Annotated in this window: 19 protein-coding genes, 2 tRNA genes and 1 CRISPR repeat array (1 of these 22 running past the window's edge); of the genes, 7 read left to right on the forward strand and 14 right to left on the reverse strand. The window is 41.5% G+C overall.

From position 1 onward, the window contains the following. A CRISPR array of direct repeats spans nucleotides 1–1,153; the repeat unit is 37 nt; unit sequence ATTGCAATTAACCAAAATCCCTATTAGGGATTGAAAC; it begins 1,635 nt to the left of the window's first position. A 181-nt stretch (nucleotides 1,154–1,334) separates the two neighbouring features. From HWQ37_RS23010 to HWQ37_RS23040, 7 genes are all read right to left on the reverse strand, one after another. Further along, the gene (locus HWQ37_RS23010) at nucleotides 1,335–2,126 is read right to left on the reverse strand and encodes a sulfite exporter TauE/SafE family protein (RefSeq protein WP_292751276.1); all 792 of its coding nucleotides are present in this window, start codon (nucleotides 2,124–2,126) and stop codon (nucleotides 1,335–1,337) included. Between the two features lie 108 nt (nucleotides 2,127–2,234). Then, entirely contained in the window at nucleotides 2,235–3,521 is a 1,287-nt protein-coding gene (locus tag HWQ37_RS23015; RefSeq protein WP_292751279.1) for a sulfite oxidase, read from the reverse strand. A 190-nt stretch (nucleotides 3,522–3,711) separates the two neighbouring features. Then, nucleotides 3,712–5,166, reverse strand: a complete 1,455-nt coding sequence (locus HWQ37_RS23020) for an aminotransferase class V-fold PLP-dependent enzyme (protein ID WP_292751283.1) — start codon at nucleotides 5,164–5,166, stop codon at nucleotides 3,712–3,714. Nucleotides 5,167–6,244: 1,078 nt separating this feature from the next. Beyond that, nucleotides 6,245–6,823, reverse strand: a complete 579-nt coding sequence (gene hpsU, locus HWQ37_RS23025) for a hormogonium polysaccharide biosynthesis acetyltransferase HpsU (protein WP_292751286.1) — start codon at nucleotides 6,821–6,823, stop codon at nucleotides 6,245–6,247. A 30-nt stretch (nucleotides 6,824–6,853) separates the two neighbouring features. Further along, entirely contained in the window at nucleotides 6,854–7,810 is a 957-nt protein-coding gene (locus tag HWQ37_RS23030) for a glycosyltransferase family 2 protein (RefSeq protein ID WP_292751288.1), read from the reverse strand. 24 nt (nucleotides 7,811–7,834) lie between these two features. After that, entirely contained in the window at nucleotides 7,835–8,767 is a 933-nt protein-coding gene (locus HWQ37_RS23035; protein ID WP_292751291.1) for a glycosyltransferase family 2 protein, read from the reverse strand. A gap of 199 nt (nucleotides 8,768–8,966) precedes the next feature. Beyond that, the gene (locus HWQ37_RS23040; protein WP_292751294.1) at nucleotides 8,967–9,794 is read right to left on the reverse strand and encodes a hypothetical protein; all 828 of its coding nucleotides are present in this window, start codon (nucleotides 9,792–9,794) and stop codon (nucleotides 8,967–8,969) included. 339 nt (nucleotides 9,795–10,133) lie between these two features. Here HWQ37_RS23040 and cobU point away from each other — a divergent pair, with 339 nt between their 5' ends. The 6 genes from cobU (at nucleotide 10,134) to HWQ37_RS23070 (ending at nucleotide 16,821) form a co-directional block, all read left to right on the forward strand. Next, entirely contained in the window at nucleotides 10,134–10,709 is a 576-nt protein-coding gene (gene cobU / locus HWQ37_RS23045) for a bifunctional adenosylcobinamide kinase/adenosylcobinamide-phosphate guanylyltransferase (RefSeq protein ID WP_292751297.1), read from the forward strand. 45 nt (nucleotides 10,710–10,754) lie between these two features. After that, entirely contained in the window at nucleotides 10,755–11,174 is a 420-nt protein-coding gene (locus tag HWQ37_RS23050; protein ID WP_292751299.1) for a hypothetical protein, read from the forward strand. A gap of 107 nt (nucleotides 11,175–11,281) precedes the next feature. Continuing rightward, nucleotides 11,282–11,605: a hypothetical protein gene (locus tag HWQ37_RS23055; protein ID WP_292751302.1), complete on the forward strand. Its 324-nt coding sequence runs from the start codon at nucleotides 11,282–11,284 to the stop codon at nucleotides 11,603–11,605. A 24-nt stretch (nucleotides 11,606–11,629) separates the two neighbouring features. Next, nucleotides 11,630–12,589, forward strand: coding sequence for a ribonuclease Z (locus tag HWQ37_RS23060; protein WP_292751305.1), 960 nt, complete (start codon nucleotides 11,630–11,632; stop codon nucleotides 12,587–12,589). A 598-nt stretch (nucleotides 12,590–13,187) separates the two neighbouring features. Continuing rightward, nucleotides 13,188–15,380 carry a GumC family protein gene (locus tag HWQ37_RS23065; protein WP_292751308.1) on the forward strand — a complete coding sequence of 731 codons (2,193 nt, stop codon included), beginning with the start codon at nucleotides 13,188–13,190 and terminating at the stop codon, nucleotides 15,378–15,380. Between the two features lie 295 nt (nucleotides 15,381–15,675). Next, nucleotides 15,676–16,821, forward strand: coding sequence for a SpoIID/LytB domain-containing protein (locus HWQ37_RS23070; RefSeq protein ID WP_292751310.1), 1,146 nt, complete (start codon nucleotides 15,676–15,678; stop codon nucleotides 16,819–16,821). An 86-nt stretch (nucleotides 16,822–16,907) separates the two neighbouring features. Here HWQ37_RS23070 and HWQ37_RS23075 read toward each other — a convergent pair whose 3' ends face one another. After that, nucleotides 16,908–18,206 carry a hypothetical protein gene (locus tag HWQ37_RS23075; protein WP_292751313.1) on the reverse strand — a complete coding sequence of 433 codons (1,299 nt, stop codon included), beginning with the start codon at nucleotides 18,204–18,206 and terminating at the stop codon, nucleotides 16,908–16,910. A 334-nt stretch (nucleotides 18,207–18,540) separates the two neighbouring features. Here HWQ37_RS23075 and HWQ37_RS23080 point away from each other — a divergent pair, with 334 nt between their 5' ends. After that, a complete protein-coding gene (locus HWQ37_RS23080; RefSeq protein ID WP_292751316.1) occupies nucleotides 18,541–19,020 on the forward strand; it encodes a hypothetical protein in 480 nt (159 codons plus the stop codon). Nucleotides 19,021–19,109: 89 nt separating this feature from the next. Here the strand turns inward: HWQ37_RS23080 and HWQ37_RS23085 are convergent. The 6 genes from HWQ37_RS23085 to HWQ37_RS23110 all read right to left on the reverse strand — a co-directional run bounded on the left by HWQ37_RS23085 (nucleotide 19,110) and on the right by HWQ37_RS23110 (nucleotide 22,858). After that, nucleotides 19,110–19,181, reverse strand: a tRNA-Gln gene (locus HWQ37_RS23085). 213 nt (nucleotides 19,182–19,394) lie between these two features. Beyond that, nucleotides 19,395–20,192 carry a WecB/TagA/CpsF family glycosyltransferase gene (locus HWQ37_RS23090; RefSeq protein ID WP_292751319.1) on the reverse strand — a complete coding sequence of 266 codons (798 nt, stop codon included), beginning with the start codon at nucleotides 20,190–20,192 and terminating at the stop codon, nucleotides 19,395–19,397. 382 nt (nucleotides 20,193–20,574) lie between these two features. After that, on the reverse strand, nucleotides 20,575–20,841 hold the full coding sequence (locus HWQ37_RS23095; protein ID WP_292751322.1) for a hypothetical protein: 267 nt from the start codon (nucleotides 20,839–20,841) through the stop codon (nucleotides 20,575–20,577). Between the two features lie 34 nt (nucleotides 20,842–20,875). Further along, a tRNA-Leu gene (locus HWQ37_RS23100) sits at nucleotides 20,876–20,959 on the reverse strand. Between the two features lie 107 nt (nucleotides 20,960–21,066). Further along, nucleotides 21,067–22,191: an alpha-hydroxy acid oxidase gene (locus tag HWQ37_RS23105; protein ID WP_292751324.1), complete on the reverse strand. Its 1,125-nt coding sequence runs from the start codon at nucleotides 22,189–22,191 to the stop codon at nucleotides 21,067–21,069. Nucleotides 22,192–22,624: 433 nt separating this feature from the next. Beyond that, complete coding sequence (locus HWQ37_RS23110; protein ID WP_292751326.1) at nucleotides 22,625–22,858, reverse strand: hypothetical protein; 234 nt, start codon at nucleotides 22,856–22,858, stop codon at nucleotides 22,625–22,627. Nucleotides 22,859–22,880: the final 22 nt, after the last annotated feature.

A 22,880-nucleotide genomic window follows, 5' to 3' on the forward strand; every position in this document is an offset into this window, starting at 1 on the left:
AAATTGGTCAAATTTAGCTCAAAACGAAGTTATTGCAATTAACCAAAATCCCTATTAGGGATTGAAACTGTACATTTTGACGCGATCGCTGGGTATGTTGCAAAAATTGCAATTAACCAAAATCCCTATTAGGGATTGAAACAAAGCGATCGCCCTCTTTCATCTCCAAATTGGCAGCATTGCAATTAACCAAAATCCCTATTAGGGATTGAAACAGCTTTACTGCAATTCATCGATCCAATCAAAAACATATTCCAAGGCATTGCAATTAACCAAAATCCCTATTAGGGATTGAAACAGCTTTACTGCCAAGTATTGCAAATTGTAATACTATTGCAATTAACCAAAATCCCTATTAGGGATTGAAACCAACTACATCAAAAGCTTGCTGCACCATATCTCTGATTGCAATTAACCAAAATCCCTATTAGGGATTGAAACCCTCAACGGCGAACCAGTGTATACATTTTTACTTTTATTGCAATTAACCAAAATCCCTATTAGGGATTGAAACTCTGGTAACTCTCTGACAAAATTAGTATCTAACATTGCAATTAACCAAAATCCCTATTAGGGATTGAAACAAAGAAGCCGCAAAACAAGCAGCCACAGGAGTAATTGCAATTAACCAAAATCCCTATTAGGGATTGAAACGTGTTACTGCGATCGCTACAGGTTCTTTGAAGATTGGATTGCAATTAACCAAAATCCCTATTAGGGATTGAAACTCCCCAACATTGGGCATCTAGCGGTGTTAGTTGCATTGCAATTAACCAAAATCCCTATTAGGGATTGAAACGCCGATCCAGTAGGCCACCTTTTCCGGTGATGCATTGCAATTAACCAAAATCCCTATTAGGGATTGAAACCTCCTTTCCAATGAGGTACAGTGATTGGGTATTTATTGCAATTAACCAAAATCCCTATTAGGGATTGAAACATTTCTACTTGCTCAACTCCTAAATCTAATTCTATTGCAATTAACCAAAATCCCTATTAGGGATTGAAACTTTGTATGACCTTTTAGATTTAAAGACTTAAGTATTGCAATTAACCAAAATCCCTATTAGGGATTGAAACTCCTATCTCAGTGCCTCACTGGGACGGAACACCGAGATTGCAATTAACCAAAATCCCTATTAGGGATTGAAAAAAATATGTATTGCTAAGTTTTTCAAGCACATTTTACGAAAAGAAGTAGGAATTTTGAGAGTTAATAAGGTAATTTAAACCCTAAATTAAAATTAAATAATAGTATCCAAGCGATCGCGTCATTTTTAGAGGAATCCGGTTTGATTTTTAAACAAAATTAAACCGGATTTATATATTACGAATTACGAATTAGTAATTATTTGTTGATAATTTATCCAAGCTTCCCAAAAAATATAAATTGATAGTATTCCTAAGAAGATGCGAAGCACTAGGCTCACAGTATAAGCTGGTAGTTTTGGTAATGCACGAGTACTCATCTGAACACCTAAAAGACCACCACATCCCAAAACTATACCTTGAGCAAACAGAATATTTCCCTCTAATGTATGTCCTGTGCAAGCAGCTAAAGCAGTGATGACAATCACCCCCAAACTAGTCTGAATTGCTACTTTAATATCTTCTCCCAGTAATAACATTTGCAGTGGCACCATAATTGTACCGCCACCTAAACCAAATAAACCTGCTAAAATTCCTGCTGCTCCTCCAGTGCCAATTTTAGAAACCAATGGGTTAAATACTGGGGTTGTATCCTCTGTTTCTTTGAAAGCTAATTGCTTGCGAAGCTCAATCAGATAGATATTAGCAAGTAGTATGATGCCAAATGTAAAAAGTATTATATAAGATGGAATTTTATTGGCGAAATATACACCTATTCCAGTAGTTAGAAAAGCTGGAATTCCTAAATAAATTACTCGTTTAAAGTCAAAGTAACCCATTCGCCAATTCTGCAAACTTCCAGAAATTGAAGTAATCACAATAGCAAGGCTACTAGTAGCGATCGCCTGAACGGGAGTATAACCTAATGTGACTAAAAGAGGAATTGTGATAATACCGCCACCTATTCCTAAAAGTCCAGCTATGACTCCAGATATTAAACCCCCACTCACTAAAATCAACCAACTAAAATCAATCATAAATAATTCTTTTTCTATAAAACTGAATCGTGCTGGGCATTGGGAAAAAGAAGGCAGAAGTTCTTTAATTTTGAATTTTGAATTTTGAATTTTGAATTGATTTCTCCCTCATCCCCGTACTGTCACCGGATGGCTAACAACGCCTCCGTAGAGCAATCCAGAATCATTCCACGGAACAGTACTTGGTTGTGTATTACCTAAATTGTCAGTAGCACGAGCCTGGAGAAAATATTCCCCAGGAATTGGGTTCCATTCAATGTCCCAGCGTACCCATGCAAATGGAAAATTTGGTTCTCTCAGTCGTGCAAATTGCCAAGTTTTGCCACCATCTAGGCTGACTTCCACACGGACAATCTTTCCTTTGCCAGACCAAGAACGTCCACGTAGTAAGTGGCTTTTAGCAGAAAGCGTAGCTGGCCAAGCCAACTCAAAGGCGCTCTTAACATTTTGGTACGTAATCAGCTTACCTTTATAGGGTGCGATCGCTGGGTAGTCTGCACCAACCAGCACCATTTGCTCTGTCACCCACTGGGTATATATCGGTGTTTCGGAAACTTCAATCCGCTCAATCCATTTAACGTTGGCGTTTCCTCCCCAACCAGGAAATAGGACACGGCACGGCTGACCGTGGTCTGGCGGTAATGGTTCTCCGTTCATTGCATAAACGACGAGGGAGTTATCTGCTAATGCTTTGCTAATTGGAACTACACTGCTGAACTTGGATTTATTTGTCTCCTTTGAGTCCAGCGAATCCACATCTGCACCCTCAACGAGTACATCTTTTGCTGTGGATTTCAGTCCAGCTCGCTCTAATAACATACCAAGTGGTACACCAGTCCATTCAGCCACACCAATAGCCCCAAGTCTCCAACGTGTTCCAGGGAGTGGTGTGTTGTAAGCTTCTTCAAAGAAGCGCCGACCGTTAGCAGCACACTCAATGGCAGAAGTGACTGAGATGGATGGCATGGCGATGATTTCATCGTAAGTAAACTCGCAGGGGGCAGAAACGCCAGTTCCATGAATTTGCAAACGCCATGTAGATGGGTCAAAAGGGGGAGGTGTATGGCGGTTGTGAACATAGAACCAATCATTTGGTACTAAATAACCACGCCCATACATCGCTTCCCAGTTCATCTCTAATGTGCCTTTGCTATGAGAGATATACCCTGGTGGCAATGGCTTAAGTATTTTGCTGCCTTTAGTTTTAATAGCTGTCTGACTGCGAGCAGGTGCAGGTTTAGCTAACCCTCCAATGGCTGTTGCGCCAACCATAGTAGCTAGTATTTTTAGAAAGCGCTGGCGCGAAATACCCGCATCTGTACTTTTTTGCCAGATGCACTGTTCAACCCGCGCCTGTAGATAATCCTCCTGGTCAAAGAGGTTTTCATCGCTCAAGCTATTACCCCCTTTTAATTTGTAATTATAAGGATCAAGGGGAGATGGGGGAGCAGGGGAGGCAGGGGGCAGGGGGATGAGGGAGACAAGGAAGACAAGAGGACAAGGGAGATAAACAAAACTCCTAACTCCTAACTCCTAACTCCTAACTCCTAACTCCTAACTCCTAACTCCTAACGCCCAAAAAAGACTACTTGTTTATTGCTGTCCAAACACCAGTTATCTGATCTTGTGTGTAGTTGGGCAAGTAGTGAGCTAATCCGTTTTTGGCTATTTGAGCGATCGCATTTATAAAGCGATCGCAGTCTTCTAATGTATTATATACTGCAAAACTTGCTCGGATAATGCTAGGGATATTACGGGTAATTCCTCTGTCTACTTCCTGAGCAATCTCAGAGTCTTGGTCGTCTGAAACATTCTTGAGTTTGCGAATATATTCATAAGTGCAGAAAGCCCCAGCCCGAACGCCAATGCCATATTCTTGTGCCAGAATTTCTGCTACTAAGCGTCCGTCAAATCCATCAATATCAAAGGGAATAACATGGGCTAAATTATCTCCGGGAATATGTAATTTGACTCCAGGAATCAACCGAAGCCGTGTATATGTAAATTCAACTAGAGAGTGTTCATACTGAGCAATGCGATCGCGCCCTACTGCTTCGATAATTTCAATCGCCTTGGCAATGGCGATCGCACCCATTGCGTTTGGTGTTCCAGGGTCATGGGCGCGTTCTGTATAAAAACGCTTGATCTCCAGGTTTCTGGTGATATAAGGCAGGTTTCCACCCCCAATCTGATAAGGGTAGGAGCTATCAAAAAATTCTTTCGGCCCCAGCAAAACCCCGGTTCCATAAGGAGCATACATCTTGTGTCCAGAGAAAGCCACAAAATCTAAATGGCATGGGTCATCATCTGCACGCATATCGACTGGTTCATGCTGAATTAATTGGCACACATCGGCAAATATCTTCGCGCCATACCGATGTGCTAAAGCTGCAATTTCGTAAATTGGAGGTCTGTAACCTGTAATTGTCGAAGCACCTGTAATAGTTACTAATTTAATTTGCTCGGCTTCGGGGAGGTTTTGGTGTGCCTTAAAAATATCTTCAATTTCTGCAACACTTACACTTCCGTCCGGCTGCGTTCTGTACTGCACAACTTCGTCTCTAGTCACCCAAGGCAGCAGGTTGGATGAATGCTCAATATCAGAAACTAAGATTTTTCCAGGTTTCTTTGCCCAAAGTGTAGCGGCTCCATTAATCGCTTCTGTTGTATTCTTCGCAAAGATTACATAGTTGTCTAAAGATGACCCCACAAAGTCCCGAATGATGTTTCGGCTGTTGTCATATTCTCGTGTAGTGATGACGGACTTTTGCCCAGAACCTCGATGTACACTGCCGTATGTGTCAAGCATTTCGTCCACGTATTGCTTGAGGGTTGCAAAGGGTGTGGTTGTAGCTCCATTATCCAAGTTGACGTACTTAACATAGTTTCCGTTAAGAGTTTTCACCTTGAAGGATAGAGACTGTTCTGTAAATAACGGTTTGATTTCTTTGTCCCAAAAACTGTCACAATTTTCGGCAATTAGTGGTAGCTTGACAGTTTCCTGCTTGATATTTGCGCCCATTGCAAGTACATCGGTCATCTTTAGCACCCCTATTTTAAATTTTGATTTCTTTGAAAAAGCCTAACTTCCACAAGCTTTGTTTCGCGCTGCAATTAGATTAATCGCTAGTAATTATGGTCTTTATAATTGCTTTATTCCTAGTGGAAAACTCGGTTACTACAATTATTCTTTAACAAGACAATAAAAAAGAGTATCCGAATTAACACTTAACTTAGATATTTTTATAGTAAATTAAAATACAAAGTAAACAATATTGGTAAGTAGCTAAGTATACTTTAAGCGATTTTATTCTAGTCATTAAACAAACTTGATGTATTGAAGACAAGTTGAGAGAAAAGCTGATAACTAACAAAACCTGAAATTGCTTACCAGTAATGTATTTAGCCAGAAAAAAGCCCGTACTAAGTTGAGATTACTCTTTAAAAAAGTTTATTTTTTTACTTAGAGCTATTGTTACTTCTTCATCAAAAATTTATAAGTATTTACTCGCACCAATCGGATTTTCTTAACATTGTAGTTATAGCGGAAGCCCTTAGTTGTTTGCTGACATTAAATAGCGATCGCTTAAGATTACAGAATTATCATCGAATAGTAGATACTTGTACGGACATCTATTTTTAAGTACTAACTAAGCCATGACAAAATGTATTTTAGGAAACAATCATAATTTATCCCTTAAGACAGATGCGGTTATAAAAAATAAAGTGTATCGTACGGCATTTTTTTCATGCAAAAAACTTCATCAGCCAGCCAATACAGTTTAATTTTTAACTAAGTTTGTGGGTTTAAGTCCCCTAGCTGTTCAGGTAGAACCATTGATCACAATTTAAGAAAAAGAGCCAATTGTCAAAGGGTATGTTAAAAATAGGTAAAATGAGCCGAAAGCTATATCCTTAAAGGAATTGTGACATCTCCTAAACCTACATGAGTAGCACCAAGAGTAAAAACCTGCGACCATGCGAAAAAGAAGAATTTTTCTGTTGTGCATCTTTGCGATCGCGCGGCGCAGTTCGGTAATATCAATTACAAACGCCCGCCATCGGAGCAACTTTGGCTGTAGAGTCTCAAAAGATATACCCCGTGTTTATCTATAAAATCACGGGGTTGTGGAAGAATCGAGTTTTATCCGAGCCGTTTTGGGATGACAGGGGCTTCCCCAACAAACCTGACCAGAAGGCATGCTAGTAAAAACACTACTACGAGCGCCAATCACCGCATTAGCCCCAATTTGCACTCCCGGCCCAACAAAACAATCTGCTGCTACCCATGCACCATTGTCAATGGTGATACTCGCGGTTTTCAACCCAAAAGCAGGATCTTGGAGATCGTGACTACCAGTACACAGGTAACTTTTTTGGGAAACTACGCAATGTTCGCCGATATGAATCCGGTCAAGGCTGTATAAAACTACGTTATCTCCAATCCAACTGTAGTCGCCAATGGTGACTTTCCAGGGGTAGGTAAAGCGGGCTGTGGGTCTAATTAATACACCTTTGCCAATACGAGCGCCAAATAATCGTAGTAAAGCACAACGCAGAATATTTAACGGTTGAGGAGTTAGAGGAAAGGCGATCGCTTGGACAAACCACCATAATAAAACATACCAACTTGGCCGCCCCCGGTCAAACCAAGATTGGTCATATTTACGTAAATCTACGAAAGGGTCATTGGTCATTTGTCATTGGTCATTTGTCATTTGTCATTATCAGGAATCAATGGTCAATAGCTTTGCTTCTGCTTCTTTGCTTCCCTGCTCCTCTGCTGCATCCTTCGAGATAGTTGCAGTATTTAAGTGACCACCACAGTTACGCAATTCGTAAAGTTTAACGCCAATTTGATATTCATATTGACTCAGCAAACGTGCATAGATATATCCTGCTTTGCCATCTAAAAAACCGCGTTGAATTATATAAAATAAAACAAACCGCAAAATGGGTTTAAATGGCAGGTGTACCCAGACTTTTTTCAAAAATCGTTTGCGTTGGACGGCATCACCAAAGAGATTTGCGCCGATAGTACCGCTATCATTTTTACCTGTAAGAATATTAAAATAAACTCTGGATTCCCAGTTTGAATAGCGGTTGTGTCGTTCTAACCAGTGGTAAAGGTCGCGGAAGTCTTCGTGGAGCATATCATTTTTGAGATACCCAACTTTCCCCTCCAAAATCACGTGTTCGTGAACTTCGTTATCACCAGTATTAGGAATATCTTCTGTATTTAGATTTTCGTAGCGACCTTTTTTATGTTGAAATAAACGTAGATTCCAATCAGGATATTTCCCACCATAACGAATCCATTTTCCTAAGAAAAATACGCGGCGGTTGAGATAATAACCTGTATATTCATCATTTTGAATTGCTTGCTCAATTTCTGACCAAAGTTCCGGGGTGATGCGCTCATCACAATCTACAATTAGCACCCATTCATTACGAAAAGGTAGATTATCTAAAGACCAGTTTTTCTTTTTCGGCCAGCGTCCATTAAAGTTGAATTGCACGACATTTACACCGTGACTTTTAGCAATTTCAATGCTGTTATCGGTACTTTGAGAATCTACTACAAATATTTCATCTGCTCTGCTGAGGCTAGCAAGGCAAGCAGGTAAGTTTGCTTGTTCGTTTTTTGCCGGAATTAGTACTGAAACTGGTATTTTAGATGACATATTGAGTATAAATTATGTTACTGGTTATTTCTTATTTGATGTAGATAAAAGACCTTGAATAGCAGCATTTAAGTAACCAATCTGACCGTAAGCATACACAAGTTTGTCAAACCGTTCTGCTGGATCGGAGAAATATTGTAATGCTTTATACAAGCCTCGGACAAACCTTTCGCTACCTCGCTGTAATTGGGCGATGCCAGCTTTACCAGCGAGTTGTTCTCGATAGCATTCACTGATACCTTGCCACCAGCCCCGGTTTAAGAACCAGGAGCGTTGGAGGCGCTCTGGGGCTACATTGTGAGCGACGAGTGCTTCGGGAAGATAAGCAACTTGCCAACCACGCTGTAGGGCGAATTCGGTCATTTGCAGTTCTTCATTAGATAATAAATTTTTCCCAACTCGACCAAGATGAGGATCGAAACCACCAATTTCTTCTAGGAAACTGCGGCGGATGGAGTAATTCAAGCCTCTGGGTGTTGAGCCAGGTTGCTCTATGTAGATGTTACTCTCACCTAAGTCGTATGCACCCAGATTTGCAGCTAGCCCCGGAGATAGCCACCGTGGTTGTTGAATTCCTGGGGGCCACAGGAGAGTGACTTTGCCACCTGCGATCGCTAGCTTAGAATTATTGTAATAGGCAGAATATAAAACTTGTAGCCAGCCCTGACTGGCAACGGCATCGTCATCTAGATAAGCAAGAATATCACCACTGGCTACCTTTGCACCCGTGTTGCGGGCGACAGATAAACCAATGGTGGGTTCAAAAACATACTTCAGGCGCGGATTGTGGACTCTTTCTTCTACAACCTCACGAGTGCGATCGCTAGATCCATTATCAACTACCACAATTTCAAAATCAGCAGCAAAATCCTGCGCTAAAAGACTATCAATTGCAGCCCCTAAATAGGTATCTCGATTGTGAGTACAGATAATGGCAGAGATTTGGGTGTCTGGCATAGATTTAATTTTGGATTTGAGATTTGGGACTTTCCTGCGGAACGCTATGCGTAGCTTGCTTACCCATAGGGGTACGCTCAGGAACCATCGAACGATTTTAGATTAAAATCTAAATCCAACACATAACTGCTGAGAGTTAATCTAAACCAAAAGTTACTTACCCACCAACCGAGTTTCTTCGGAAATAATCTTTAAAACTTTACGTTTGTTGAATATGACTGTGTAAAACTACAAGAGTTTGGGCTAGTTGACTAAGACGGGTTTCCAAAGATTGCTTGCGCCCTAGTAGTTGGCGTAACTTTTGGTAACGAGCGATCGCCATGCTAACATTGGGAACCTGATCCGGTGGACATGGGCGCGACCAAACTTTACCAGTATCGTCTACACCACAGAGGCGATAACCAGTAATAGATGATTGATAAGATACTTTTCCACCAGTAGCACAAATTTCTTCTACGTAGTTCATCAGGCGGTCAACTTCTGCATGGCGCAGTGTTGCCGTTCCTCCCGCTTCTGGTTCGGCGGGATTGGATTCTAACCAGCCATTGACAATTGGCCCTTCTAAGTAAATATCCTGAATCTGCTTTAAAATATTTTGCAATTCTGTTTGCCAACCAGCCACAGTTTCCTGAATTTCTTGCAATAGATTCATCGCCAATGCTGGATTCGTACCGTGGCGATGGCTACTAAAGCTGGGAGTTTTCAACTTAGGTAGGCTGGGTGTTTTGCTACCATTCTCTTCTGTTTGAAAGGTCTGTACAGATTCATGGTGAGGAAAGAAATTTTGTTCAGAAGGATAATCGCTCTCAGTATTTACACTAAAGTCAACTGTTTGTCCTTGTGACTTTACTTCCCCATCATCAGAGGATGGAATTTGTGTACCTTCTGTAGGTTCGTTGGCTCCGACACTGATTCTAAAAGAGAAAGGCCGTTTTGTCGTCGAATCGCTTGTTTCGGCAGTAGGGGCAGTGCCGCGATTCCCTAAATCGTGTAAAGTTGCTTCAATGCGTTTTAGACCTGCGTTCATAAAGATATCCTCAAGTTTGCTGTCCCCAGTGGTATTGAATAATTGAGAATGGGGTTGTTGGGATTTTTGGCTTTTGCCAGTTGTAGCATTAATGATGCTGGTGCTAATTTTATCCCTTAAAAGTTATTTGAAACCAAAAATCTCACCGATGAATTGAAGAAGAATTCAGAAGTCAGAATTCAGGAGTCAGAATGAATCAGTGGATAAATCCACTCTTTCGTTCAAAATTCATTCTGTTAGCGGTAGCGGGGCGTTTAGCCCATTCTGACTCCTGACTCCTGAATTCTGTTTGATAAATTGCAACTGTAGGCAGATTGTTAAAATACTTAGTAAAGAACCTTGGGTAAAATCATCTTAGTAACAGGGCCAGCACGATCTGGTAAAAGTGAATGGGCGGAAACTCTAGCCATGCAGTCAAAAAAACCAGTTGTTTACGTGGCAACAGCCACCGATAACCCAGACGATCGAGAGTGGCATCAACGCATTTTAGAACATCAACAACGTCGTCCCCAAGACTGGGTAACTCTATCTGTACCCGTGGAACTGTCTGCTACCCTCGCCGATGCCAAACCCTATACCTGCCTTTTAGTTGATTCTTTAGGAACTTGGGTTGCTAATCTCCTAGAAGAGGACGAATCTAGCTGGGAAAATACCCTTGCAGAGTTGTTAGAGACAGTAGAACTGGTTGCTGCTGATATGCTGTTTGTAGCAGAAGAGGTGGGTTGGGGTGTGATCCCAGCTTATCCCCTTGGGAGGAAGTTCCGCGATCGCCTCGGTTCTTTAGTACGGCAGCTAAGTACACTCAGCGAAACTGTTTATTTAGTGACTGGTGGTCATGTTCTCAATCTCAGTATCCTTGGTTCGCCATTGCCAAATAGAGAGGATGCTGGAACATTCAGAAGTCAAGATTCTTAACTCTTGATTCAAATTAATCTAAAATCTAAAATCTACAATTGTCTTATGGCAACCAAACAAGAAGTTAGAAAATACCTTGCCTACTGGTTTCAGTTAGGTAAGAAAGTGATTACGAGTAACGGTGAGGCAAGCTTTTTGCCGCTATCGGTGCTAAATGGCGATCGCTATAGTGAAGAATTTGAAGAGTGTTGGCAAAAAATTATCTCGCCGGAATCGGGTGATTGTTACCTAGAGGGTACGCATGAAACCATTGCTGAATTGTTGACACCAGCATGGGATATGCTGCCTTGTGGCCGGTGCAGTATGCCAGTAGCCAAGCGAAACGTCGGGATGCCCTCGTTGTTATGTCCCTGCAATGATTTACCTAACTGGCCAAATACTGAATTGCCAGCACCGCGAGATCCAATTAAGACTCAAGACCAACTCAAAACAATTCGCGATCGGATTGTAAATAATATTACATAAACAAACAACCAATTGGGAAATCTGAGAACTTTTTTCTAATTTCCTGATTATTTTGATTATTTTAATTTCTCCTGTAGTACCCTTGAGTCTCACTACAGAATCTTTGTATGGGCAGCATCTCACCTTTGCAAATATACCAGGCGATTAGAAATCGCGGCTACACAAACGTTCGCCCTTGGCGTTCCCGTTCGCGTAGCGTCTCCGTCAGGAGAAGGGTAGTCCGCCTACGCGGACTCAAAGAATTTGAAACCCACGCAGGTGGGTTTTGTCTGTATAGCCGCGAATTCCATTCGCCAGGGCAGGTGTGTTTTTACTATTGTTTATTGCCCAATGCCCAATGCCCAATGCCCAATGCCCAATCCCCCATTCCCAAAATCCTAAATATTTTACTCATTAACCGTGCCACTATAGAAAATAGAGCTGCAAATTGAGCAATAGGAAGACTAAAGAACACTGTGCAGATAACATTCTTAGGGACGAGTTCCGGTGTACCCACGCGATCGCGCAATGTTTCCAGTGTCGCTCTGAGATTACCCCAAAGAGCAGAACTCTGGTTATTCGACTGTGGCGAAGGTACTCAGCATCAAATTATGCGGAGTGAACTCAAAATGAGTCAACTCTCCCGAATTTTTATCACCCACATGCACGGCGACCATATCTTTGGCTTGATGGGACTTCTTGCTACTTGCGGCTTGGCTGGTAATGTGGAACGAATTGATATCTATGGGCCACCTGGATTAAATGATTACATTCAATCTGCCTCACGTTACTCCTACACGCATTTTTCTTACCCGATCAAAGTTCACGCCATCCGTCCAGGCATAATTTATGAAGACAATGACTTCACCGTTAGCTGCGGTAATTTGCATCATCGCATCACAGCTTTCGGCTACCGCATAGCCGAAAAAGACCGAGCCGGACGCTTTGATGTAGAAAAAGCCAATGCCTTACAAATTCCTCCTGGCCGAATTTACGGTCAACTCAAGCGCGGTGAAACAGTTACCCTTGACGACGGACGGGTGATTGATGGCACTCAATTATGCGGCCCTACAGAAATTGGTCGAAAAATTGCCTATTGTACAGACACAATTTATTGTGATGGTGCAGTGGAATTAGCTCATGATGCAGATGTACTAATTCACGAAGCCACCTTTGCCCATCAAGATGCAGATATGGCTTTTCAGCGATTGCATTCCACAACCACAATGGCAGCACAAACAGCTTTAGCGGCTGGCGCACATCGACTGATTATGAGTCATTTCAGTCCCCGCTATGCTCCTGGAAATACCTTGGAGTTGAAGGATCTTCTCAAGGAAGCCCGTGCTATTTTTCCCCGTACTGATATGGCTTACGATTTTATGATTCATGAAGTACCCAGACGACGGGAAGTAGAGTTAACCAAGATAAGCGTTTAAATTTTGGGCGCTGGCTACGCTCAGTCGAACAATTTTAGATTTTAGATTTTCTATTGAACTCTTCTAATCTAAAATCTAAAATTAACCAGGCTTAATCTTGGAGTTTAGTAGTCTCGATCGTAACGCCTAGCAAATAAACAGCAGTTGAGTTTTACGAGTAAGTAAACTAGTTAACCAACAATTTACGGTTAAGTAAGTGTATCAATAATATACAAACACTATGAGTTAAATATTTTTCTCAATATGTTTTTTAGATTACAAGTTATCAAAATAACTTTAATATATAGTAATATTGCGAATCAGAAAATTTTTTACTTAAATACTTAGGAAAAATAATTAATTTTTCGTCAAGATTTTTCTTCCTTAAACAAAATATTCATTAAAAATTTATCCTTCCAACACTGATTAAGAATTTATATGCATGAATTGATGAACATGAAAGCGCCAGTTGGCATAATATTGTGCCTAATTAGCTTGTCATTGTTGGAAGAATAATTAAGTATGCGATCGCAGCTATTAGGTGTAAAAAAAATCATTTCATATTTCTCATAAATCTTCCATATAAATTATAGTGTTTCGATATTAGAGGAGTTTGATAGTGACTAAGATTAGTCTGAATCAAGAGCAACAGGTTACTACTTCAGCACAAGGCGCAGCTGACATCAGACAACTACCTACTATTTTGCTTCGCCGCCGCTTTCTGATCTTGGGGGTTTCCTGTGTAGTTATGTCAGCTGCTAGCGTCTTGGCTATCATTGCCAAACCTACTTACCAAAGCAATATGCAGATATTGGTGAATTCCAATTTATCTGAGGCGGCACAGTCAAATACTCAAGTTCCTGATTCAAATTCTCAAATTGTTGATTCCACTACTCAGATGAAACTCATGCTGAGTTCTAAATTGCTTCAAAAAGCTGTAGATTTACTTCATTCTGATTATCCTAATATTACCTTACAGGATATCAATGGTCAAAAAGAACATACTAAAAAAGCACCTCTAGAAGTAACTCCAGAAGCGGGAAGCATAGCAGCTAATAAAGTTTTTAATCAAGCATTTAAAGTTTCTTTCAATGATGACGATCCGGTAAAAGCACAAAGAGTACTTCAAGCTCTACAAAAAGTCTATCAAAACTACAACAAACAGCAGCAAAAAGAACGTCTTAATCAGGGATTGGCTTTTGTAAACACTCGGCTACCTCAGATAAAAAAAGAGGTGAGTAAAGCTGAGAAAAATTTGGAACAGTTTCGCCAGAAACATAAATTTCTCGATCCCGAAGTCCAAAGTAAAATTCTCCTAGAATCTCTAGCCGATATTCAACAACAGTTACAAATCGCTCGTGCCAACCTTCAAGATGTAAACGCTCGCTACGATAACTTAGAGCAACAAATAGCATCTTCGTCCGAACAAAATACACTAATTTCTTCTCGTTTAAACCAGTCAAGCCGCTATCAAGCATTATTAAGTGAAATCCAAAAGACGGAACTAGCATTGGCTAAGGAACGGCTCCGCTATACAGACGATTACCCATCGGTACAAAAACTAAAGCAGCAACGCCAAAGTCAACTGTTGCTATTACGGCAAGAGGTGAAAGCTATTACTAATAGTAGTAAGGAAAAGCCCCTATTTAAAGGACAAATGGTAGGGGTTGATCCAACGCTAGTAGACGAGTTTATTTTGGTACAGACAACTGTTTTAGGACTAACTGCCAATGAAAAAAATCTTGCCGAATCAGAACAGCGAATCCGCTCTGAACTAAACAAATACCCAAGTTTAATAGCAGAGTATAACCGTCTGCTGCCAAAGGTAGAAAGTAGTCACAAAAACCTCGATCAACTACTCCAAGCACAACAGTCATTGGGACTAAAAATTGCTCAGGAAGGATATAACTGGCAAGTTTTGGCAGAACCTTCTTTGGGTACTTATATGGGTAACAATAGATTATTCCTTTTGGTGGGAGGAGCGGTAATTGGGCCGATTTTAGGTATCTTAGCAGCCCTGATTTTGGAAAAGTTCAATGACGCTATTTATTCTGCCGGAGATTTAAAGAAACTGACGAACCTACGTATACTGGGATCAGTACCAAAACTACCGTCGCATGGTGTCAAAAATCGGCGGCTGGGACTACCTTGGAATCGGCGGCGAAGTTCAGATTCTTCTGTAATAGAAGCCACTACTAAATTGCCAGTCCATGAAACTTTGGACATGATCTACCAAAATATTCAAATATTAAAATATCCCTTACATTTCAAGTCATTGATGTTTACTTCAGCACTACCAGGGGAAGGGAAAACAACTTTAGTATTAGGGCTTGTAGCTAGTGCGATCCGAATGCATCGACGGGTATTAGTAATTGATGCTAACTTACATAATCCTAGTCTGCACAAAATATTGGAACTATCCAATGACTGGGGACTATCTCTGTTATTAGTTGATGAGACAACTACTGATTTTCAAGATTACATTCAGCCCATTCATCCCTCAATTGATATTTTGACTGCTGGGCCAGAACCAGAAGACACGGTGAAGTTGCTTAGTTCTCAAAGAATGAAAGAATTAATAGAGTTGTTTGAACAAAGTTATGACCTAGTACTGATAGATGCTCCACCTATTTTAGGCACGGTTGATGCCAGGATTGTGGCATCTTTTTGCAATGGTATTGTGATGGTAGAGCGCATGGGGAAAGTGACTCGAACTGAACTGACTCAAGCAATAGAAATTTTCAATAAGTTGAATTTAATTGGAATTATCGCTAATGAAGTGAGCAATTCTCAAAAGGTATTGGCATCGTAGACTATCGGGCGTTAGGAGTGCTGAGTGCTGTTAGCGGTAGCGGGGCGTTTAGCCCGTGCTGAGTTAGGAGTTAGGAGTTAAGAGTTAAGAGTTAGGAGTTTTGTTTATCTCCTTGTCCCCTTGTCTCCTCATCCCCCTGATCTCCCTGCCCCCTGCCTCCTACCTTATAGCTCAAGCAAAATGCATAATTAGTAGCAGGTGGCAACCTCCTGCGTTGGAGAAGTGTCTCATCTTAAAGTAGTAGACGCAATAATCTAGAGCGTCAATTAGATACTAGTGTGATTAGATGATCAGCATGAAATTCCAACTTTACTTAGGCTTTTTATTTTCTCAGGTTAAAGTACGTTATTGGTGGGTAAGTATCTTTTTGTGGATAGCTTTGGTAGCCCCAGCCCAAGCGTCTGTAATTCTGCGTGTGGCAATTGAGAAGGGCGTTAATCAGGTAAGAGTGGGCAGTTCCACCACTGGGATCGTTAAGGATAGTACTGGCCGGACTCTGGGACAGTTGCCAGCGATGAGTGCATATTATGCCCAAGCCGTTCCTGGCGGTGTTGCTTTAGATAAGTGGCAGTCTGGTTTATTTTGGATTGAGCCAACTGGTAAAGGATTTGTTTATATTGGCGATCGCTGGTATCGTGGTAGAACTCTGGTTGTCCCCACAGATAAAGGCTTAACGGCTGTAAATTGGGTTGACGATCAAGAATATCTCTATAGCGTTCTTGGTGGCGAAATGGATGCTAGCTGGCCTCAAGAAGCTTTAAAAGCTCAGGCGATCGCAGCCCGCACTTATGCCCTCTACGAACGTGAAAAACAACGGAATAATCCCGTTTACGATTTAGGTAATACGCCCGATCGCTGGCAAATTTACAAAGGTGTTATCAGTGAAGCTGCTTCTACTTACGCTGCAGTGGATTCGACATTAGGGCAGGTACTAACTTACAAAAACCGGATTATTCTCTCAGTCTTCCACGCCTGTTCTGGGGGACACACCGAAAACGTCGAGGATGTTTGGGGAAGCAATGAGCCTTATCTACGTGCTGTTGAAGACTACGATCAAAATATCCGCGAGTGTAATTGGGTAAAAACCTTCTCGCCCAGTGAAATTAGCGCTAAATTTCCAGGGGTGGGTACTGTAACGGCGATGATTCCAGAGACATACTCACCTTTCCGCAGCGTTAAAGTTTTGAAAATTGTCGGCAACAAGGGCACAAAGGTTCTACAGGGCGAGGAAGTGCGAACAGCCCTCAAGTTAAAAAGTACCAAATTTAGCGTGACCAAGGGAGGCGATGGTAGTTTTATACTGCAAGGGCTTGGCTATGGTCATGCTTTAGGTATGAGTCAATGGGGAGCTTACAATCTGGCTCGGCAAGGAGTGAACCATTTGCAAATTTTGGGACATTATTATCAAGGTGTAGCCCTTACACCAATTCAGGCGAAGTAATTGGGGATTGGGGATTGGGCAGGAGGCAGGAGGCAGGAGTTCTTTAATTTTGAATTTTGAATTTTGAATTGATTGCCCCCTGCTTCCTATTCCCCACTCCCGCGTTCCAAGCGTTTCTGCCATTCAGCGTCAATTTGTGCAGAACGCTCAACTTCCTGATCGAGTAAATCAGTTTCGCTAGAATACACTAAATCTTCTTTGCCAATGACTTTTTCTGTTGCAAATTGTTGGGCATAGTCGATTTTTTGCTGCAAAGATGTATCTGGATTTGCCAATATCCTTGCTCTGGAAATGCGATCGCGATTGCGATCGCCAATTTTGCGATTACGCCACTTAATCCAGAAATAACGCAATAATGGTATACCTAAAAAACCTACTCCATAAGCCAATAGCAGCCAATAAATTCCTTGCACAAAGGCTACCAGTCCACCTAATTGGGCGGCAACAGTGCCATCTCTCAACAAATTTCCCAGTACTAAAGCACCAACAAAATTTACTACCCCTAACCCAGCACTCAGCATAATTTGCCCGGAACTTGCGGCGCTAAAACGCCAGGGAAATTCCTCTAAGTGATCTGATATTGCATAACGGCGCTTTTTAACTGCACTCACCTGCAACTCTGGGAAGTAATAAACAATTTGACCTTCTGGACTTACCCCCGGTTGCCCATTAAACCGCGTCAGAACGGGCAGCATATAATCTTCATATTCTCTTGTGTATCCCTCACCGATGTCATCCAAATAGGGGGCTATTTGTTCTGATACCACTGCACCACGGTTACTCCGAATCACCGTAGCAATCTCTTGCCAACGACGTTCTTCTAAATTGGCGTTAGGATTACCATCGCCAAATAAAAACGAAAATACAGCTTCAAAGAAATTCAGATTGCTTTCTTCACGGTTTTCACGTCGCCGTTCCTGGTAGTGCCTATCATAATTTGGGCTAAAATACCAAAATAAATTTGGAAAGAAGAAGAACCCACCACCGCCAGAACTACTGCCCCGATTGTTGCCGTTACGGTCTGAATTCGCAGAGGTAGTAATAATGTAGATGGCAATAATTATCAGGATGATGGAAACAATTAATAAAACTAGAAAAGAAGTGCGAATCAGGTAAAACAGAACACTCCAGACTTTTTTCCACCATTCCTGCAATCGTAAACGGAAGTATTTATTACGCAAAATTGCTCGAAAATTTTGTGGAAAAAGGTAAACTATATCACCTGAATCCGCTACCTGCAAATGTCCGCCAGCATCAGATGCCAGGGCTAACAAGCTTTGATTAGCTTCAGCGACGTTCAATCCTGCCTGAGTTGCCACATCACCAACGGTGACACGGTAGCCCAGTTGTTCCACAGCTTGCATGATGGTGGGACTGGGAGCCATTACTCTCCTCTCCTATTGAAAATATTCCCTTTTCTTAAGTATAAAGTTTTATTTTGAGAGACTTGGTAAAGCTAGGAATAAAGAAGTTAACTATTCTGAATTCTGCTGTAAATCACCTAAATACTTTGATTCAGACGCGACTCGAAAATACTCGCTAACGGTGCGCTATCTGCTTTTTCGTTCAAAATTCATTCTGTTAGCGGATAGCTAAGGTTTAGCCCATTCTGAATTCTGACTCCTGAATTCTATTCGATAAACCAACAAATTACCTGCGACGCATCATGTTATAATTATTTTCCTCAGCTTGGTTAACCAGCAAACTTTCTGCTCAAATATGGTTCAATACACTCTCGCTCAAAGCCCAGAAATTATCCTGACTGTTTCTGGAAAAGATTCAGCCAAAGCCCGTGATAAAGCAATGGATCAACTGATGGAACTGATGGATGCAGGTAAGCTACCCACGGAACTGGAAGAAGGATTTGGCCCTCAACAATTAATTGAGGTTAAAGAGTCAACTATTGATACTGCTAGTGGTGAGGATACAATTACACAAGCTGTTCAGGTTCTGAGTAACCTCGCCACACTCAAGCTGAAAGTTCAAGAGTCACGATCTGAAGCGTTGGAAATTCGCAAAGCTGTTGATATTCTGTTTACTGATGAGTCGGTGACTGAAGAGGAAATTACTCGACTCAAGGAAGGTTTTAAAGTTCTCAAAAATTTTGCCCAAGCTAATGTACGTTACCAGGAAGCTCGCTCTAAAGCAGAACTGGCTCGGCAAACTCTAGATCAAGCTCTCAAATCTCCTGACAAGTAACATTTACAGAATTAGATGCATTGAGATATATCTTAAAAGTGCAATTAAATACTCTAAAAGACAGGCTGTTATACCTGTCTTTAGATTAACTGGGGCGCTAGGATTCGAACCCAGGGATGGCGAGACCAAAACCCGCTGCCTTACCACTTGGCGACGCCCCAACAATTTCACTATGGCTAATATAGCATTTAGTCCTGGGTTAATGTCAAGTACTTTAATAGTTAATCTCAGATAATCCGTTTTTACCCTTAGCCTCTTTCTTAAATCTTCGTACTTAAGGCATAAAATTATGCGATCGCAATTTCTTAGCATCTAAAATCTGCTTTACTTGATGATGAAAGCCTTAGAGTCAGTCTTGCCCGATTTCTTTTTCTTCAATCCCCAGTCTCGTGAAGGAAGACTGCTGCAATCCGACTTGATGATAGTAGTTGCTTAGTAGCCAGCCATATAAAGAGTGGAATAGTCTTAGCATAACGTCCGCAAAGTCGGCGTGGTTCTTGAATCCATCGATATAGCCATTCAAGTCCTAAGTCTCGAACTATGCGGGGTGCGCGCTTATGAATTCCGGCATAAACTGGGAAAACTCCACCCAGTCCAATCATCACGGCTTGTATCTTACCTTTATGTTGAGCTATCCAATTTTCTTGTTTGGGACATCCCAGAGACACTAGGACAGTGCTAGCACCACTAGAGTTAATTTTTTGAACCAAGGCTTCATCTTCACTTTCAGTCAGGGGACGAAAAGGTAGAGGTTCCATCGCCGCAATTTTTATCTGCGGAAATTCCTGCTCTAACCTTTTTTGCATCCTAAAAAGAATTTCTGTTTGGGAACCGACAAAGAAAATACTCAGATTTTGGGTTTGAGTCAGCTGGCATAATGCTAAGAAAATGTCCATCCCTGCCACACGGTCTTGGTAAAGCGCTCCCATTTTCCGCATCATCCATACCAGAGGCATGCCATCAGGAGTAACTATATCTGCATTTCGCAATACGGTAGCAAACTCTGGATGCCAATGAGCTTCAATAAGCATGTGTACATTGGCTACATATACAGTTTTACTCTCACGCTTATTTGCCCACTTAACTATTGTTTGTATTTGATCGTCAAACCGTAAAGCAGTAATAGGAAAATCAAGCACTTTTTTAGTAGGTAGAAGCACTCTCGCCACCATCAATAACTCCTGTATCCAAGAAAAAAATTCATAGATTACCCAGACCAATCAGAATATTGAATAATTCTGATTGGATGACTTCTGACTTTTTGTAGGCTTGTGTCATTGTTGGAAGCTAACACGTGGAGGTGGAATTGCTTTTTTGGTATACTTTTGGCTTAATCGGTAATACTAGAATTATTTGCTGCTGTGTCCTAGCTTACTGTTTTAAGTTAAGGATTTCAGACACTGCTTGACAAAATTCATACTTCCTTCACAATTAATTTTTGATTAGTTCACCCAAGCATTACAATTGCGATAAATTCCTATGGATATTCTGTATATTAAGTAGTATACACTACTTAAATGCTTAAGTAGTAGAATAAAATGCCAGTCACTTAGTCTACCGATTTTTATGCTCCCCTATGCGCTTACTTAAAAAATCCCTAAATTTTCTTTTTTTCTCAAATAAAAGCCCAAAAAATAAGGGAAAGATGAATTCATCTTTCCCCGCTCTTTCGTTTTTGTTATTGTCTGGTTTGTTACTTTCCTTGAGTCTTTGGCGTAACATTTGCCTTTGCTTTTTGAGTTGACGCTTCCTAGCAGAACCGCCTCTACCTTTGTCATTTCTCCCTTCTTTGCGGGGAGATTCCCATCTTTTCAGGCGCATAAGTTTTTAAACCTCTTTAGCACTTGTTTGATAGTGGGCAGGAGGAGAATCGAACTCCTATGACCGTAAGGCCGCCACATTTTGAGTGTGGTGCGTCTACCAATTCCGCCACCCGCCCTTATATTCAATCTTTACTACTATACACTAATTCCAGTGATTTTGTAACAAGTCTAAAAATTAATTCTCAAGGTTTTGCTGGAATAATACCTTTAAGAATTCTCTAGTTTAAAGGCGTGGCAGGGTCAATAAACTAGGGTCAATATCCTGTAGTTTGGCACAGCCGCTAAGTGCCATTCCCAGATTTAACTCATCTTGTAGGAGTGAGATGACATGAGATACGCCGATTTGTCCTCCTACCGCCAGTCCCCACAATATGGGTCGTCCGATTAGTACTGCTTTTGCTCCTAATGCCAGAGCTTTGAGAATGTCTGTACCTCTACGAATGCCTCCATCCAAGACCACTTCTACTTTACCATCCACTGCGGCGACTATTTCAGCTAGGGCATCTAGAGAAGCGATCGCACCATCGAGTTGTCTGCCACCATGATTGGAAACAACAATTGCTTTGGCTCCATATTCTACAGCCCGCAGAGCATCATCTGCGCGTAAAACTCCTTTGATGACTAAAGGTAGGGGCGATAAAGACTGCAACCATTCTAAATCGTGCCAAGTGACCCCTGGGTTTAGCTGTTGGGCAAAGTAGGTAAATAAGCCAGATTCGCCTTTTTCATGGGAAATATCTAGCCCTGAGATGCTAGCGAGATTAGCCAGATGTAAATCTTGGGGTAAGGTAAACTCATTACGTCTATCTCTCTCTCGCTGTCCGAGAACAGGTGCATCGACAGTTAGACAAAGTGCTTTGTAACCTGCTTTATAAGCTTTTTCTACTAAAGCACGAGTTAATTCTCGGTCTTTATGGATGTAAAGCTGGAACCATCGCAGAGAATCTGGAAACTGATTACATGCAGTCGCCACTTCTTCAATGCTTTTTGTTGCCATTGTACTTAACACCATACCCACACCAGATGATGCAGCAGCCAGGGCTGTGGCAACTTCTCCGTCTGGATGGGCTAGACATTGAAAAGCCATTGGTGCAATTAACAAAGGTAGTTGCAGGGGTTGTCCTAAAATGGAGGTACTTAGATTGCGATCGCTCACATCGACTAATATCCGAGGTCGCAGCTTGACTCGCTCAAAGGCAGCACGGTTATCTCGCAATGTGATTTCATCCCAAGCGCCACTGCTATAGTAATCAAGTGTCGTTTGAGACAGATATTCTTTTGCTAGCTTTTCGTACTCAAACAGGTTGATGGGTTGAAAGCGATCGCCGGTGGATAAGTAGGTAGACATAATTAAATAATTCGTAATTCGTAATGACGCGACGCTCGAATACTCGCTAACGCTTCGCTATCGATGACTCGCTACCGCTTCGCTAACGTAATTCGTAGTTGTATTTATTTTTACTCGCTTAGTTAGCGATCGCTCAACAAAATTATCTACTGAGGCGTTGCTCAAACAGCATTAAAATTACTCCCAAAAAAAAGACCTCTGGCGCAAAGTAGAGGTCTTTCCGTTTCAGAACGTTGTAAAATTCATAAGCAACATAAAACGCTAATATGGTTAATTTAATGGCTTCTGTGCCGTGACTGCAAAAATAAGAACCCAATTGCCAATCCCATACTGACCATTATTATTACTCCTATACTGAAAATGCGCTCGCCAACATTTAGGTACAGACCTAGAAATCTAATGCTGCGACCAAAACTTCATCTGATCCGAGGTTTTAGGAGAACTTTTCCCAGGATTGGGCAACTAATTGGCTTAACCAGCGACGTTGTTGCCGATCCAGTAGTGGATCGTCTGCTAGCAACTGAGCGGTCAATTCTTCCAAAGATTGACCCTGAGCGCGGACAATTTTAATTACTCCAGCGATCGCACTGGCAACTAGTTCTTCATCAATCGGCTGTTGTCGCAGAGCAATAATTTCTTGGGGACTGTCTGGAATGGGATAATTCATGGCGTGGGTTTACAAAAATACA

Origin of the sequence: Nostoc sp. NMS4 (assembly GCF_017115095.1) — a bacterium.
In the GTDB taxonomy this organism is placed as follows: Bacteria; Cyanobacteriota; Cyanobacteriia; order Cyanobacteriales; family Nostocaceae; genus Nostoc.